The organism is Xenophilus azovorans DSM 13620 (assembly GCF_000745855.1).
In the GTDB taxonomy this organism is placed as follows: Bacteria; Pseudomonadota; Gammaproteobacteria; order Burkholderiales; family Burkholderiaceae_C; genus Xenophilus; species Xenophilus azovorans.
This window is the reverse complement of the sequence record NZ_JQKD01000005.1, coordinates 101,250-117,108: the sequence shown is the minus strand read 5'-3', so window position 1 is coordinate 117,108 and position 15,859 is coordinate 101,250. Positions and strand designations below refer to the sequence as shown.

The 15,859-nt window shown below is 63.0% G+C and carries 10 protein-coding genes and 2 tRNA genes; 2 read left to right on the top strand and 10 right to left on the bottom strand.

Annotation, left to right across the window (positions count from 1 at the left end; genetic code table 11):
- Window positions 1-4: 4 nt before the first annotated feature.
- From Q392_RS03390 to Q392_RS03385, 3 genes are read right to left on the bottom strand one after another with little or no spacing between them, the layout of a single operon-like run.
- Window positions 5-1,111, bottom strand: coding sequence for a WD40/YVTN/BNR-like repeat-containing protein (locus tag Q392_RS03390; protein WP_051952841.1), 1,107 nt, complete (start codon window positions 1,109-1,111; stop codon window positions 5-7).
- Window positions 1,054-1,560: a 4Fe-4S dicluster domain-containing protein gene (locus tag Q392_RS31690; RefSeq protein WP_084216797.1), complete on the bottom strand. Its 507-nt coding sequence runs from the start codon at window positions 1,558-1,560 to the stop codon at window positions 1,054-1,056. Before Q392_RS31690 ends, Q392_RS03390 begins: the two co-directional genes overlap by 58 nt.
- Complete coding sequence (locus Q392_RS03385) at window positions 1,557-4,532, bottom strand: molybdopterin-dependent oxidoreductase (protein ID WP_038201279.1); 2,976 nt, start codon at window positions 4,530-4,532, stop codon at window positions 1,557-1,559. The genes Q392_RS31690 and Q392_RS03385 overlap by 4 nt, the downstream gene beginning before the upstream one ends.
- Before the next feature lie 640 nt (window positions 4,533-5,172).
- Here Q392_RS03385 and Q392_RS03380 point away from each other — a divergent pair.
- Both Q392_RS03380 and Q392_RS03375 read left to right on the top strand, forming a co-directional pair.
- Window positions 5,173-6,120, top strand: coding sequence for a LysR family transcriptional regulator (locus tag Q392_RS03380; RefSeq protein WP_051952839.1), 948 nt, complete (start codon window positions 5,173-5,175; stop codon window positions 6,118-6,120).
- A gap of 353 nt (window positions 6,121-6,473) precedes the next feature.
- Window positions 6,474-7,100: an isochorismatase family protein gene (locus Q392_RS03375; protein ID WP_038201276.1), complete on the top strand. Its 627-nt coding sequence runs from the start codon at window positions 6,474-6,476 to the stop codon at window positions 7,098-7,100.
- Window positions 7,101-7,519: 419 nt separating this feature from the next.
- Here Q392_RS03375 and Q392_RS03370 read toward each other — a convergent pair whose 3' ends face one another.
- From Q392_RS03370 to Q392_RS03340, 7 genes are all read right to left on the bottom strand, one after another.
- Entirely contained in the window at window positions 7,520-9,319 is a 1,800-nt protein-coding gene (locus Q392_RS03370) for a tyrosine-type recombinase/integrase (protein ID WP_051952837.1), read from the bottom strand.
- A gap of 231 nt (window positions 9,320-9,550) precedes the next feature.
- Window positions 9,551-9,626, bottom strand: a tRNA-Gly gene (locus Q392_RS03365).
- A gap of 91 nt (window positions 9,627-9,717) precedes the next feature.
- A complete protein-coding gene (lon, locus tag Q392_RS03360; protein ID WP_038201273.1) occupies window positions 9,718-12,162 on the bottom strand; it encodes an endopeptidase La in 2,445 nt (814 codons plus the stop codon).
- Between the two features lie 145 nt (window positions 12,163-12,307).
- On the bottom strand, window positions 12,308-13,585 hold the full coding sequence (gene clpX, locus Q392_RS03355; protein WP_038201270.1) for an ATP-dependent Clp protease ATP-binding subunit ClpX: 1,278 nt from the start codon (window positions 13,583-13,585) through the stop codon (window positions 12,308-12,310).
- Between the two features lie 96 nt (window positions 13,586-13,681).
- Entirely contained in the window at window positions 13,682-14,290 is a 609-nt protein-coding gene (gene clpP / locus Q392_RS03350) for an ATP-dependent Clp endopeptidase proteolytic subunit ClpP (protein WP_038201265.1), read from the bottom strand.
- 105 nt (window positions 14,291-14,395) lie between these two features.
- Window positions 14,396-15,709: a trigger factor gene (gene tig, locus Q392_RS03345; protein ID WP_038201262.1), complete on the bottom strand. Its 1,314-nt coding sequence runs from the start codon at window positions 15,707-15,709 to the stop codon at window positions 14,396-14,398.
- 23 nt (window positions 15,710-15,732) lie between these two features.
- Window positions 15,733-15,819 (bottom strand) — tRNA-Leu (locus tag Q392_RS03340).
- Between the last annotated feature and the right edge of the window lie 40 nt (window positions 15,820-15,859).

Genomic DNA, 15,859 nt, shown 5'->3' with positions numbered 1-15,859 from the left:
GAGATCATGGTTTACCCGACGAAGCAGTTGATCGGCGCACCATGCCTCGCAACGTAGCCATCACAAGTGAGCCGTCCGGGGCCTGAACGACCGCGTTCAGTGATGGAAGATCGTCCTTGCCCAGTGCAGTGAGTCCGCTACCAGACACGCTCTCGACCAGGACGCGACCGGCTTGATCGATCAGGACAACGCGTCCGTCCGACAGCAGTTGACCGTGGGTGACGCTCGTGGCCTCGGCATTGGCGAGTTTCGTCCACGTCGAGCCAGCATCGGACGTACGGAACACGTTCCCGCGCAGCCCGTACACCAACCATTCGCTCTCGGAAGCAGCCACCAGGCCGAACAGCGTTCCGGCATAGGGAAGAGCCATTTCCTCAAAGGAGCGGCCACCGTCCCGACTGAAGAACAGCGCGCCTTGCTCTCCAGCCAGCCAGAGCAGATCCTTGTGGACCACGATCCGGTACAAATGCTTGCGCTTCGGGTTCGGGATGCGGTGACCGATCGGCTTCCAATGGACACCACCGTCTTCCGTGGTCAATGCCATGCCGAACGCGCCCACGATCAGGCCGTTCTTCTGATCGCTGAAGCGCACGTCGAGAAACGGCTTGTCGGGACCATCTTCGACGAGTCTCTTGGCCTCACCCACGAGTGCGAGTCGCTCGGGGTCATCGAGGTCCGTGCGCGATTCGGCGTCCACCAGCATCAGGCCGGCCGCCTGACGCCCATCAAGGATGCGCCTCCAGCTCAGTCCGCCATCCGCGGAAGCAAGCACCACGCCTCCATGGCCAACAGCGTAGCCGTGTCGGGCATCGGGAAAGTTCACGGCGGTCAGCGTGACGCTGACCGGGGTCGCGACTTGTTTCCATTGTTGGCCGTTCGAGTCCGAGACCAGCACGATGCCGCGCTCACCAACAGCCACCAGGCGGCTTCCTGCGCGCCCCACCGACAGCATGGCCGCCTGCACGGCCTTCGCGCTCGTCATCGAGGGACGAGCCAGCACGTCCTCCAGGGCGGCCTGTGCGGAGGGCCAGCAGGTCAGCAACATGACCAACATCAGGAGAACCGAGCCCGGCCTGCGCGCCGCGCCGATGGAGTCGAGGAGCGCGAACACGTCAGCGCGCTCCTTCGCCCGCCATCGCGTCCGGCGTGAACCGGGTCAGCGGCACCTTGGTCCGATCGATGATCCGCTGGTGGAACTTGTAGTTCGGGTTGGTCCAGTCGGACAGTGTTGCCGACAGGTACCAGGTCCTTGCGCCCTTTGGCCGCGATCTCGTCGATGATCACGATCCCATCGTCCCGCTTCTTGACTGCGCCCTCGCCTTTCTTCAAGCACGGCGCGTCATCGCAGTGGTTGCATGTCTTCGGGATGTAGGTGACATCCACGTGCGTGCCCTCGCCCCGGACATGACGATCGACCCGGAACCACTCAGAGCCGTGCAAGGGCTGACTCGCGGCGTACCCGGGAAACGTGTTGCCGACATACTCGTCCTTGATCGCGAGCGAGCAGTTGCCGCAGTTGCAGCACAGGTCGACGTCAATGATCAGATTCCACTTGCTCATGCCGCCTCCAGAACAACGCGATCCCACTTCTCGATCTCGACCAGGCATGAGTTGGGCGCGATGCCCTGAGCGGTGGCGCTGATCGAACGGCCCGGAGTCAACAGATTCAGGCAACCGCCGAGGTCGACCGGCCCATTCGGTGTCTCTACCATTTCAAACACCGCGCATGATTCGAACGCCTTGACCACGCCTCCGAACATCAAAGGCATCACGTCTACAGCACAGATGACCGCCCCGCGGTCATTAAAGACACGCACCAAGTCATGCGGACGAAGGCCACGTGACTCTGCGTCCTTCGGACTCACGCGCAGCACCCAGTAAGCCCGTCCGTCCACCGTGATGCGATGATCCTCGATGTCATTGATCGTGCTGTTCTTGCCGTCGCCGTACGTATGGAAGCTGTACGCCGGGTGAGCGGTCAGCAATTGAAGTGGATACCGTTGGGCAAGCCCGTCGGTGCCATGCCCTTCCCAGGGAGGGATGTACCGGTTGACGGCCGGACGACCTGGGTCCGACGACTCGATCCGCCTCAGCGTACTCGGCACGAATTCAAACTTGCCGGATTGTGTAGGCAGTCCGCGTCCGAATTCCTCCGTGTACTGTGCCGGCATCGGGTTGGGTTCGGGTACGTCCTTGGGGCGCCCCTCTGCGTACCACCGCATATCGACTGGCGTCGGCATGCTGGGCGGATCGGGCGGCACCACGTAGTACCCCTTCTTGAGGAACTCCTTCCAGCTGATGCGGGACGGCAAATCGGAGGAATCGAAGATGCGCTTGCACCACGTGAGGTCGTCACACCCACCTTCCGAGAACAACGCGCCCAGTCCGAGTCGCGCAAGTACGTCGGTGAATATCTCGTAGTCGGACTTCGATTCACCCAGGGGCTGGATGCACTGGTGCTGCATGACGACCATGCGGTGATTGAGCTGGTTCTGGTTGTGCACGATGTAGCCCGCACAATTGGCGGACTCCGCGATGTCCCAGCGTTCCAGCGATGTGCAGGCGGGCAAGATGACGTCGGCGAACTGGACCTCGTTCTCCATCCAGATCGACTGGTTGACGACGAATTCCAGCGACGGATGCCGATAGGCTTCGATCAGCCGGGCCGAGTTGGCCACCGTGCCGAGCGAGGACCCGCCGTAGCGGTAGAGCATGTGCACCCGCGAGTGGCCCTCGAGCGGATACTGGTAGGCGGGAAACTGGCCCTCCATGGACATGCCGTCCCAGAGATGACCCGTACACTTCCCCTCGATGATCGCCTCGGGGAAGAGCTGTCGCGGGATCATCTGCTTGTTGGGATTCATCGTCACGACATGCGGCATGCGGTTGAAGTTGTGGAAGGCGGCAGCCGTGTTGATGACGTCGCCGGAGATGCCGCCATCGGCATACCCCGGGAAATAAAAGTTCAAGTCCATCGGCGTTCCAAACTGCAGGTTGCCGAAGTTCACGCCTTCCTTGCCCCAGCCCTGCATTGCAAGAAGCTGGACCATGCAGCGTGCCCACTGGTCCCCAGTCGCCGAACGGCATGCGCCACCGAAGCCGGCGCCAAGCCCACCAGCGCCGAGGTAGACCTTGCGGCGGCCCCAGCAACGAGCGAGACTGCGGACATCCTTTGCCGGAATACCAGTCTCTTTCTCCTGCCATTCCGCGGTCTTTGGCACGCCGTCGCTCTTGCCGAGCAAGTAGTCTTTCCACTCGCCGAACCCGGTCGTGCGCTTTTCGACGTATTCCTTGTCGTAGGTGTCATCGACGATCCACTGGTACATGATCGCCTGCGCCAGCGCCGGGTCCGAGCCTGGTCGGATGGGCATCCATTTGCCCCCGAGGAGCTGAGCCGTCTTGTTGAAGTGCGGATCGATGTGCACGAACTCGATCCCGAGTTCCTTCGCCCAGAGCCGCCGTTGTGTCGCCTCGAAGCCGGCATACAGGCCGTTGGTGCTTTCGGGATCGCTGGACCAGAACACGATCATGTCCGCGTGCTGGAGGCAGTCCTCGAGCGTGCCGTAGAAGCCGGGAGTACCCAGGCGCAAGTTGTTTCCGAAGTGGTGAGTTGCGCCCCAGTACCAACCCTCCCAGCTGATCGGACTGAACCCCATCTTCGTGGCCCCGATCAAGTTGCTGAAGCGGAACAGCGCCGAAAGCCAATAGTTCAGGTTCCCCCACTGGTGATGCGCGGGATGGAACACCGCGATCGAACCGAGGCCGTGTTCCTTCTTCATGCGCTGGATTTCGCCTGCGACGATGTCGAGCGCCTCATCCCAGCCAATCCGCACGTAACCCGACTTGCCCCGGTTCTGCACATTGCGTTCACCGGTCGGATCGAAGTCCACGCGCTTCATCGGGTAGAGCAGACGCTTGTCCGAATAGACCATGGACTTCAGGCTCAGCGCGTGCGGACTCACGAGCGCCTTGCGGACCGGGCTGAACTGGCGCCCGCGCGCCGATATCGTCCAACTCGGCGCGTCCTCGCTTTTGAGATCGATGGGTACCGTACGCAGAATTTTCCCGTCCTTGACATCGACGTAGATCGGCCCGCCATTGGTCAGGTTGGTGTATCGCACCACACCGTCACCCAGCTCTACACCGGCTTTCCAGCCGGCAGCTCCCACGGCGCTCATCAGCCGACCGAACCACACCAGCGCAACATCTTTTCCGCCAGCGGTGACCTTGAAGTTCTTGAGCGCATCGATGACGATGGCGTAGTCGGGCGACGGGTTCAGCATGGCCAACGCCATGTCGACCGACTTGAACACCATCTCGCCGTCGGGGCTGGGATGCAGGCCGGCATGACCACGCACCCGTCCGGCCTTGAAGATATAGTGGTGGGCTAGGCTGCCGTCCCTGAGGCGCACTTGAATCACGCGATTGGCCCCGGCGAGTCGGGCACGAACAGGTTGGCTTTTCTTCGCCGCCAAACGGATGGCAAGGGGCAGCGCGAGCAGGATGGTTTTGAGCGCAGTTCGCTTGAGCATGTGGTGGTCGTAAAGTATGGATTCGGCCGACGTCTACGGGTAGATCAACTCGGGGCTTGCGCCAAGGCGGAGGACAGGAAGGACCTGAGCAAGCCCCGCTCGCGACACGGCAGCCAGCCGCCTCAGTGGCAGGCCACTGTCACTGTTGCTCGGAACCCTTTCGCAGCGCACTGCTGACTCAAGCGTGCATTGGGGCTGCTCCAGGCACCCTCGTGGGCAGTTGTTCATGGTTGTCTCCTTGGTCCGGCTGTCTTCGCCGTTTGCATTGCTTCGCTGCCTCTGACTCGAGCGCAGACCGGCGCGTTGCCTCGCGATCGGCGGATCGTAAAGACGACCCTCGCGAAACACAATTTCTCAATATGCAGGCAGTAATACACCAAGCACATAAGTGAACACTGGTGTTGCACCGCCGCACTCCCCTCGTCCGCCAAGAAGGCCGCCTTCACCAATCCATCACTTCTATCTATACATTGATATAATTAAATTAGCGTAGCTTGTCGTTGTTTGGGGGTTCAAAATGGGCTAGGGTCAGTCCCGACACCTAGGCACGGATGATTGGCGCACCACACCCGACGCGAGAAATCACCGCGCGCAGACGCGGAACGACGACAAGGGGTACACGCCCTGACTGGAGACAAGCATGTCGCGCATAGACCTTAGACACATTGAGTGCTTCATAGCCGTGGCCGAGGAGCTGAGCTTCGTGAAGGGTGCCGATCGGCTGCACACCACGCAACCGCCCGTCACGCGCATGATCCAGCAACTTGAGGAGTACCTTGGAGCCGAACTGATTCGGCGTACCACTCGCAGCGTTGCACTCACCGTGGTGGGAGAAGTCTTCCTGAAGGAAGCCTATTTGGTGGCCTCTCAGTTCGGCAATTCGATCGAGCGCGCCCGCCAGGCGGCGGTCGGGCTCACACAGGAACTGGTGGTGGGCTACGAGGCGTCGTCGGCCATGGATATGCTTCCGCGCGCCATGAAGCAGTTCAAAGAGGAATTTCCTGGGGTTTCGCTGCGACTTGTCGAGATGGTCACGGACGAGCAGGCCAGTGCCCTCAAGAACTCAAAGATCGACCTCGGATTTGTCGTGCCACCCATCTACGACACGGCCCTCCGAGCCACCCCGATCCTTAGCGAACCACTGGTCGTCTGCATGAGCGAAGGTCACCGGCTGGCTGGGAGAAACCCGATCTCGCTCGCCGAGCTGACTAGTGAGGCGTTTGTACTATCCCCAAGATCCAAGCGCTGCGGCCTGTATGACCAAGTGATACGCGTCTGCAACTCCGCGGGGTTCAATCCAGCCGTCGCCCAAGAAACTGGCGAGATGCAGATCATGCTCGGCTTCGTCGCGGAAGGGGTGGGGATCACCCTGCTACCTGCACATGTGACGAAGCTGGTGGCACAGGGAGTCGTTTTCCGCCCTCTTCTGGAAGCTTCAGCGGCGGTCGAGCTTGCCATCGCGCACCGCGCCACCGAGTCGTCGACCGTCATCGAGCGATTCACGCAGCTCATCCGAGAATGCACAAATTACACACCACCCACTCAGGGCAAGGTTGAGCGAACGTATCTCCAACTGGCAGTTGCCTGACGCTGAGCGTGTAGCTGACGCTGGTGCAGTCACCGCGAACCCTGCCATGGAGCGCCCTGTGCTTTCCTGTCATCTGGTGCGGGAAAGTGGCTGCCGGTCAGGCGCGCTTTCAGTCGTACCAGGGACAAATGCTGACGTGTGCTGGCTTGTTGCTCCACAGATATGAATGTGTGTCGGCCCATCTTGCGGTTTGCCGTGCTCCATTGTTCCGCTGTCGGAATTAATGACCCGAATAATGGCATTGGACTGCCCTGCCGGCCCCGCCGATCATTGCGTCGGAAATTCAAGCGCCGGGGCGCGATATGTGTCGCCGCCCATGAACCTTTTCGTACCCTCACTCCCAGGAGACCTGCATGACCGCCTCTACCATGGACCGTCTGACGCCGGACAATACCGCACTGCTGTTGATCGACCACCAGACGGGTCTGTTCAATGGCGTCACCACCCAGACGCCACACGACTTCCGGGCCAACATCGTTGGCTTGGCCAAGCTAGGCAAGATCTTCAAGCTGCCGACCATCATCACCACGAGCGCCGAGAAGGGCCCCAACGGTCCTATCCTGAGCGAGATCACCAGTTTGCTGCCGAACGCGAAGATCGTGTCCCGGCCCGGCGAAATCAACGCGTGGGACAATAGCGAGTTCGTCACGGCCGTGGAAGCCACGGGCCGAAAGAAGCTGCTGGTCGCCGGCATCTCGACCGAAGTATGCGTGTCGTTCGTTGCGCTTTCGGCAGTGCGGGCCGGCTACGAAACCTATGCGGTGCTGGACGCCAGCGGAACCTGGAGCAAGCTCGTCGAAGACATCGCTGTCCAGCGCATGGTCCAGGCTGGTGTCAAGCCGACAAGCGTTGTCGCCTGCGGCGCCGAGTTGCAGGGTGATTGGCGCAACCCTTCAGCAGCCGAGTTCGGTCCCTTCATGGCCGAAGTGCTCCCGTTCTACGGCAGCGTCATCGGCAGTTACTACGGTGCCAAGGCCTGACCCGAGCGCAAGGGACCTTCGTAAGAACCTCGCCCTGCCGGTCCGCTTGGCCGGCAGGGCTTTTTTCCTTTCTAGGAGTTCTTCAATTCGACACGACGAGCGTGGCGATACCCCTCAAGATCTCAGTTCTGATTTCTGAATAGCGGATCCCCCTTGATCACCCTGGACGTCCACACGCGCGGGCTATCGGCGTCAGGTCGAGCAGTCTGACCGTTGCCAAAGGCTCGCCACCCAGCACGATGGAAGCGAGATCGTTTGAGTTGATGATGACACTGGTGGCTGCAGGCTAGGCGGTGTAAATTGAGCAGTACCGCCCTCTGGGCGTTGTGGGACGCACTATCGCAGATCGCGCGCCCCTGACGACCTATCTGCTTCGCAAGAGCCAGTAGAAGAACGTCTTGCACGATCGGTTCACCCAATCAATCCAGACCCAACTGCGCGAATACCATTTCCTCCGCGGCGGCGAGCTTGCCCGCAGCAACGGCGACCACAGGCGCAAGTCCCTCCAGATCGTCCCGCGGCTCGGACAAGGTCCGATAGAGCACCCATGAATCAATCCGCTGTGCCCGCTCCATCACCTTGTGCACGAAGCGCTGGCACAGCGGATTGAGTTGCCACTCCGGGATGCGCTGACCACGGTTGCCCAGGCTGATGGACAATAGCCGCTTGGCCTTGATTTCCCGATTGATCTGGTCGCGGGATTTTCCAGCCAGCTTGGCGAACACAGGGACTGAGAGGTTTTGCGGCGCTTCGAAGGTCGCCAGCATCTCGGCATGGGCACGCTGGAAATCGGTCATCACCGGTTGCGGGCGCTGGTCGCGACGCGCGATGATGGTCATCGGGCTCGGTGGCGGCGGCAGTGGCCCATCCGGATTGGCATTCTCCATCGTGTTGTCGGCAACTGCGGCATGGTCCTGTGCAGGGTTGGCTGGCGAAATCGTGTGCGAGCCGGCGACCTGGGTGCTGGAAGCGTTCATGAGGTCCGCATCCGGCGGCTGGTTCGCCCAAGCATCCAGCCGATCGGCCCAGTCCTGCATCATCCCCCGGCGCTGCTCAACGTACTCCGCGTGGTTGTAGGCCGAACTGATTTGATTGGGATCGGTATGCGAGAGTTGGGCATCCACCCATTTCCCGTTGTAGCCGAGTTCGTTCAGCGCCGTGGAGATGGTGCCCCGGATGCCGTGCCCAGTCAGTTGGTCCTTGTACCCCATGCGCTTCAGAGCAGCGTTGAGGGTGTTCTCGCTGATGCGCTTCTTGAGGTCACTGCGATGTGCAAGCAGATAACGCTGTGCCGGCGCCATGTCGTCCAACAGGTGCTGGAAGATTTCGATGGCCTGACGCGGCAGGGGAACGATGTACGGCGGGATGTCCCTGTCTTCCGTGCGCAGCGGCTGCTGAAGCTGCTTCACAACCTCGGCAGGGATGATCCAGAGGCCTCGCTCAAGGTCAAACTGGTCTCGCATCGCCAGCCTCAGTTCACCGGTTCGTACTCCCGTGAGCAATAACAGCCACACCCCCAGTTGCGTCTTGGTTTCGCCGCGGTAGGCACGCAGCTTGCGCAGGAAAGCCGGCAACTCGTGCATGCGCAGGAACGGGTTGTGTTTGACCGGAGGCTGCGGCATCGCCACGATGTCCAGGTCGGCGGCCGGGTTCTCCGGCAAGTTCACCTCGACCATCGCGAAGCGGAAAAGCTGATTGAACCAGGTTCTGCACTTCTCGGCCGTGGTAAGAGCCCTGCGCCGCTCGATTTTGCGCAGGATCTCCAGCAGATCCTGGCGCTTGATCTCGAAGATCGACAGGTTGCGCAGTGTGGGCAGGACATCCTTGCCGAAGATGCGATCGATCTGGGAGAGCGTGCTTTGGCGTCCAGTCTTCAGGCTCATCGCCTTGAAAGCACGCCACGACTGAAACATCACCTCGAAGGTGTTCTCTGCAGCACAGATCGCCGCAGCCCGCTGGGTGCGACGGTGCATGCGTGGATCAATGTCCTTGGCCACGAGAGCACGACACTCGTCGCGTCGCTCGCGCGCCTCCCGCAGGCTAATCTCAGGGTAGGTACCCAGCGAGATGCGGGGCTGCTTGCCCGCCCAAGAAAACCGGAAGTGCCAACTCTTTCCACCACGTGCAGTCACGTAGAGGCTCAAGCCATCGTTGTCATGGAGTGCATAGTCTTTGCGGTCAGCCTTGGCTTGACGGACCACGGTATCGGTGAGAGCCATCGCACATACATCCTCGGTCTCGTTTGAGTTGAGGAGCTTTGTACGATCCCGGTAAGGCTGGCACTTGGAAGAAATCGATCTGCCAAGCCACCGGATTTCTGTACTAGAAAATGTACTAAAAACCTGTGGCTGAAGACGGATTCCAGTGGACCTCACTGGATGAAAAAAGGGGCGAAAAGCCCCTGTTTTCAATGACTTATGGAATTCTGTAGAACTCCATAGATCGCAAATTGGAGCGGGAAAGGAGTCTCGAACTCCCGACCTCAACCTTGGCAAGGTTGCGCTCTACCAACTGAGCTATTCCCGCGCTGTGTTCAGCTTCTTCCGTTTGTCGGAAGCCTCGCATTATATGCCGAAAACGAGGCCCTTCGGACAACCGGCGGGCCTCGCGCACGACATCAATGCTTGACCGAGCCGTCGGTGGCCGGCGCCGGGGCGCCGGCACGCTGCTTGGCCAGTTCGGCCATCGCCGCCTGCGAGGCCGCGACCTCCTCGTCCGACAACGGCTCGGGCTGCTTTTCCAGCGCCAGCTCGAGCACCTTGTCGATCCACTTGACCGGCACGATCTCCAGGCCGTTCTTCACGTTCTCGGGGATCTCCTGCAGGTCCTTGGCGTTCTCTTCGGGGATCAGCACTGTCTTGATGCCGCCGCGCAGCGCGGCCAGCAGCTTTTCCTTCAGGCCGCCGATGGCCGTGACCTCGCCGCGCAGCGTGATCTCGCCCGTCATCGCCACATCGCCGCGCACCGGGATGCCGGTGAGCGCCGACACGATCGCCGTCGTCATGGCGGCGCCGGCGCTCGGGCCGTCCTTCGGCGTGGCGCCGTCGGGCACGTGGATGTGGATGTCCTTCTTCTCGAACAGCTCGTCGCGGATGCCCAGGCGGTGGGCGCGGCTGCGCACCACCGTGCGCGCGGCCTCGACCGACTCCTTCATCACGTCGCCCAGCGAGCCGGTGCGCGTGATCATGCCCTTGCCCGGCAGCGTGGCCGCCTCGATGGTCAGCAGGTCGCCGCCCACCTCGGTCCAGGCCAGGCCGACCACCTGGCCCACCTGGTTCTGCTGCTCGGCGCGGCCGAAGCTGTACTTGCGCACGCCCAGGAAGTCGTTGAGGTTGCCGCTGTCGACGGTGACCTTCGGCTCCATCTTCTTGAGCTGCAGGCCCTTGACCACCTTGCGGCAGATCTTCGAGAGCTCGCGCTCCAGCGAGCGCACGCCGGCCTCGCGGGTGTAGTAGCGCACGATGTCGCGCACCGCGTCCTCGGTGACGAGCAGTTCACCTTCGCGCACGCCGTTGTTCTCCATCTGCTTGGGCAGCAGGTACTTCAGCGCGATGCTGGTCTTCTCGTCCTCGGTGTAGCCCGCCAGACGGATGACCTCCATCCGGTCCAGCAGTGCCGGCGGGATGTTCATCGAGTTGGAGGTGGCGACGAACATCACGTCCGACAGGTCGAAGTCGACCTCGACGTAGTGGTCGCCGAAGGTGTGGTTCTGCTCCGGGTCCAGCACCTCCAGCAGCGCGCTGGACGGGTCGCCGCGGAAGTCGGTGCCCAGCTTGTCGATCTCGTCCAGCAGGAACAGCGGATTGCGCGTGCCCACCTTGCTCAGGTTCTGCAGCACCTTGCCGGGCAGCGCGCCGATGTAGGTGCGGCGGTGGCCGCGGATTTCGGCCTCGTCGCGCATGCCGCCCAGCGCCATGCGCACGTACTTGCGGCCGGTGGCCTTGGCGATCGACTGGCCCAGCGAGGTCTTGCCCACGCCCGGCGGGCCGACCAGGCACAGGATCGGCGCCTTGACCTTGTCCACGCGCTGCTGCACCGCGAGGTACTCGAGGATGCGGTCCTTGACCTTCTCCAGGCCGTAGTGGTCCTCGTTGAGCACCGTCTCGGCGTTGGCCAGGTCGTGCTTGATCTTGGTCTTCTTGGCCCATGGCAGGCCGACCAGCACGTCGATGTAGTTGCGCACCACGGTGGCCTCGGCCGACATGGGCGACATGAGCTTGAGCTTCTTGAGCTCGCCCTCGGCCTTCTTGCGCGCGTCCTTGGGCATGCGGGCGGCCTTGATCTTCTTCTCGATCTCCTCGATGTCGGCGCCCTCCTCGCCCTCGCCGAGTTCCTTCTGGATCGCCTTGACCTGCTCGTTGAGGTAGAAGTCGCGCTGGTTCTTCTCCATCTGCCGCTTCACGCGGCCGCGGATCTTCTTGTCGACGTTGAGGATGTCGACCTCGCGCTCGAGCTGGCCGAACAGGTTCTCCAGCCGCTCCTTCACGCCGGCCAGGTCGAGCACCGCCTGCTTGCTGTCGAGCTTGAGCGGCAGGTGGGCGGCGATGGTGTCGGCCAGGCGGCCGGCGTCGTCGATGCTGGAGATCGAGGTGAGGATCTCGGGCGGGATCTTCTTGTTGAGCTTGACGTACTGGTCGAACTGCTGCATCACCGCGCGGCGCAGCGCCTCCACCTCGGTGCTGGCGGCGCCGCCGTCGGTCTCGAGCGGCACGACGTTGGCGGTGAAGTGCGTCTCGCCGTCGTCGATGCGCGCCACGCGCGCGCGCTGCTGGCCCTCGACCAGCACCTTCACGGTGCCGTCGGGCAGCTTGAGCATCTGCAGGATGGTCGAGACGCAGCCGACCTCGAACATGTCGTCGACCGACGGCTCGTCCTTGGCGGCGGCCTTCTGGGCCACCAGCATGATGCGGCGCTCGGCCTCCATGGCGAGTTCCAGCGCCTTGATGCTCTTGGGCCGGCCCACGAACAACGGGATGACCATGTGGGGGAAGACCACCACGTCGCGCAGGGGCAAGAGCGGCAAGTCGATGGGATCGGAAGGCAGGGGGGTATGGCCGGACATGGCAATCCTCTGGGTTGTCAGGCAAAGATGGACGGCGCGCCGCCATTTTCAAGGCGGAACGCCGTCGGCATCGGATTCAGCGTCAAAGGCGCGCGGCGGGAAGGGGCAGGAGGAGCGACGGCAGCGACCTGCACCGGCGGGCTTCTCAGGCCTTCTTGGCCGCCTCGCGGTACACGAGCAGCGGCGGTTTGTTCTCTTCGATGGTCGATTCGTCCACGACCACCTTCTCGACGTTGCCGACGTTGGGAAGCTCGAACATGGTGTCGATCAGCGACTGCTCCAGGATCGAGCGCAGCCCGCGGGCGCCGGTCTTGCGGGCCAGCGCCTTGCGCGCCACGGCGCGCAGCGCGGCGGGACGCACTTCCAGCTCGACGCCCTCCATCTGCAGCAGCTTGGAGAACTGCTTGACCACGGCGTTGCGCGGCTCGGTCAGGATCTGGATCAGCGCGTCCTCGCTCAGCTCGGCCAGCGAGGCCACCACCGGCAGGCGGCCGACCAGTTCCGGGATCAGGCCGAACTTGATCAGGTCCTCGGGCTCCACCTCGCGGAACACTTCCGTCAGGCTGCGCTGCTGCTTGCTGCGCACCACGGCGCCGAAGCCGATGCCCGAGGCCTCGGTGCGCGCCTCGATCACCTTTTCCAGGCCCGCGAAGGCGCCGCCGCAGATGAACAGGATGTTGGTGGTGTCGATCTGCAGGAAGTCCTGGTTGGGATGCTTGCGCCCGCCCTGCGGCGGCACGCTGGCCATGGTGCCCTCGATCAGCTTGAGCAGCGCCTGCTGCACGCCCTCGCCCGACACGTCGCGGGTGATGCTGGGGTTGTCGGACTTGCGGCTGATCTTGTCGATCTCGTCGATGTAGACGATGCCGCGCTGGGCGCGCTCGACTTCGTAGTTGCAGCTTTGCAGCAGCTTCTGGATGATGTTCTCGACGTCCTCGCCGACGTAGCCGGCCTCGGTCAGCGTGGTGGCGTCGGCCATCACGAAGGGCACGTCGAGCTGGCGCGCCAGCGTCTGCGCCAGCAGGGTCTTGCCCGAGCCGGTGGGGCCGATCAGCAGGATGTTGCTCTTGCTGAGTTCGACGTCGTCGCCGCCCTTGGACGAAGGCGCCTTTTCCTTGTGCTTGAGGCGCTTGTAGTGGTTGTAGACCGCCACCGCCAGCATGCGCTTGGCGGCCTCCTGGCCGATGACGTAGTTGTCGAGGTTGGCCTTGATCTCGGCCGGCGTGGGCAGGTCGCCCCGGCCCTCGCGGCCTTCCTCGGCCGGGGGCATCTCGTCACGGATGATCTCGTTGCACAGGTCGATGCACTCGTCGCAGATGAAGACCGACGGTCCGGCGATGAGTTTCTTGACCTCGTGCTGGCTCTTGCCGCAGAAGGAGCAGTACAGCGTTTTCTCGGTCGAAGAGCCTTTTTTTTCGGCCATGGGCGGGTGCCTCGGAGGGGGATTTCCAATGATAACGAAAGAAAAAACGGCGTCCCCCGCGCGGGAAACGCCGTCCGGCAACGCCCGGCGGGCCGTTCAGCCGCGCTGGGAGATCACCTGGTCGACCAGGCCGTAGTCCTTGGCCTCGTCGGCGGTCAGGAAGTAGTCGCGCTCGGTGTCGGCCTTGACCTTCTCCAGCGGCTGGCCGGTGCGTTCGGCCAGGATGCGGTTCATCTGATCCTTGGTGCGCAGGATGTCGCGGGCGTGGATCTCGATGTCGGTCGCCTGGCCGCGCGCGCCGCCCAGCACCTGGTGGATCATGATCTTGCTGTTGGGCAGGCTGTAGCGCTTGCCCTTGGCCCCGGCCGCCAGCAGGAAGGCGCCCATGCTGGCCGCGAAGCCCAGGCACATGGTCGAGACGTCGGGCTTGATGAACTGCATGGTGTCGTAGATCGACATGCCGGCCGTCACGCTGCCTCCGGGCGAGTTGATGTACAGCGAGATGTCCTTGTCGGGGTTCTCGCTTTCCAGGAACAGCAGCTGCGCCACCACCAGGTTGGCGGTCTGGTCGTTGACCTCGCCGACCAGGAAAACGACCCGCTCCTTGAGCAGGCGCGAATAGATGTCGAAGGAGCGTTCGCCGCGCCCCGACTGCTCGATGACCATCGGGATCAGGCCGAGGGCCTGGGTGTCCTGTGAACTCATGTTTCTCTCCGGAAGAGCTGCCAACTGTACGACCAAACCCGTACGCTCAAATGAAATGGGGCCTGTGCCCGCGAGCACAAGCCCCAGATGCCGCGAGGGGGCGGATCAGCCCTGCTGCGCCATCAGTTCGTCGAAGCTCACCGCCTTGTCGGCGACCTTGGCCTTGCCGAGCACGAAGTCGGTGACGTTGTTCTCGATCACCACCGCCTCGACCTCGGCCAGGCGGCGGTTGTCGCCGTAGTACCAGCGCACCACGTCGGCCGGCTTCTCGTAGCTGGAGGCCAGCTCCTCGATGTGGGCCTTGATCTGCTCGGGCTTGGCTTCCAGGCCGTTGGCGCGCACCAGCTCGGCCACCACCAGGCCCAGGCGCACGCGGCGCTCGGCCTGCGGGCGGAACACGTCGGCCGGGATCGGGGCCTTGTCGGCGTCCTTGATGCCGCGCTGCTTCAGCTCGGCGCGGGCGCCTTCGACCATGCGGTCGATCTCGGCCTGGACGATGGACTTGGGCAGGTCCAGCTCGGCGTTGGCCAGCAGCGCGTCCATGACGGCGTTCTTGTTGCGCGCCAGCAAACGGAACTTGACCTCGCGCTCCAGGTTCTTGCGCACGTCGGCGCGCAGGCCCTCGACCGTGCCGTCGGCGATGCCCAGCGACTTGGCGAACTGCTCGTTCACCTCGGGCAGGTTGGCGGATTCGATCTTCTTGACCGTGACCAGGAAGTCGGCCGTCTTGCCGGCCACGTCCTTGCCGTGGTAGTCGGCCGGGAAGGCCAGCGGGAAGGTGCGGCTGTCGCCGGCCTTCATGCCGCGCACGGCGTCCTCGAACTCCTTGAGCATCTGGCCTTCGCCGACGATGAACTGGAAGTCGGTCGCCTTGCCGCCGTCGAAGGGCTCGCCCTCGATCTTGCCCTCGAAGTCGACCGTGACGCGGTCGTCGTCCTGGGCGGCGGCGTCCTGGGCGCGCTGAGCGAAGGTGCGGCGCTGCTTGCGCAGGATGTCCAGGGTGCGGTCGATGGCCTCGTCGTTGACCTCGGCCGCCAGGCGCTCCACCTCGGCGCCGGCCAGGTCGTTGATCTTGACCTCGGGATACACCTCGAACACGGCGTCGAAGGCGAGCTGGCCCTCGGGTGCGCCGTCCTTCTCGGTGATGGTGGGCTGGCCGGCGACGCGCAGCTTGGCCTCGTTGGCGGCCTGGGCGAAGGCCTGGCCGACCTTGTCGTTCATCACCTCGTACTGCACCGAGTAGCCGTAGCGCTGGGCGACCACGTTCATCGGCACCTTGCCGGGACGGAAGCCGTCCATCTTGACGGTGCGCGCCAGGCGCTTGAGGCGCGAATCGACCTCGTTCTTGATGGTGTCGACGGGCAGCGTCAGGGTGATCTTGCGCTCGAGCTTCTCGAGCGTTTCAACGTTCACGGTCATGTGTCTTTCCTTGTGGAGGTCGCTGGTGCGCGGGGGGGGACTCGAACCCCCACACCATTGCTGGCGTCAGGACCTAAACCTGGTGCGTCTACCAATTTCGCCACCCGCGCAACGTCGATGGAAACGAAAACGGGCGGCCCGTGCCTGGAC

Excerpts from the sequence above, each read along its gene's own strand:
- Q392_RS31690 (WP_084216797.1), bottom strand. The coding sequence starts at position 1,560 with ATGAGCAAGTGGAATCTGATCATTGACGTCGACCTGTGCTGCAACTGC.
- Q392_RS03385 (WP_038201279.1), bottom strand. The coding sequence starts at position 4,532 with ATGCTCAAGCGAACTGCGCTCAAAACCATCCTGCTCGCGCTGCCCCTT.
- Q392_RS03380 (WP_051952839.1), top strand. The coding sequence starts at position 5,173 with ATGTCGCGCATAGACCTTAGACACATTGAGTGCTTCATAGCCGTGGCC.
- Q392_RS03375 (WP_038201276.1), top strand. The coding sequence starts at position 6,474 with ATGACCGCCTCTACCATGGACCGTCTGACGCCGGACAATACCGCACTG.
- Q392_RS03370 (WP_051952837.1), bottom strand. The coding sequence starts at position 9,319 with ATGGCTCTCACCGATACCGTGGTCCGTCAAGCCAAGGCTGACCGCAAA.
- lon (WP_038201273.1), bottom strand. The coding sequence starts at position 12,162 with ATGTCCGGCCATACCCCCCTGCCTTCCGATCCCATCGACTTGCCGCTC.
- clpX (WP_038201270.1), bottom strand. The coding sequence starts at position 13,585 with ATGGCCGAAAAAAAAGGCTCTTCGACCGAGAAAACGCTGTACTGCTCC.
- clpP (WP_038201265.1), bottom strand. The coding sequence starts at position 14,290 with ATGAGTTCACAGGACACCCAGGCCCTCGGCCTGATCCCGATGGTCATC.
- tig (WP_038201262.1), bottom strand. The coding sequence starts at position 15,709 with ATGACCGTGAACGTTGAAACGCTCGAGAAGCTCGAGCGCAAGATCACC.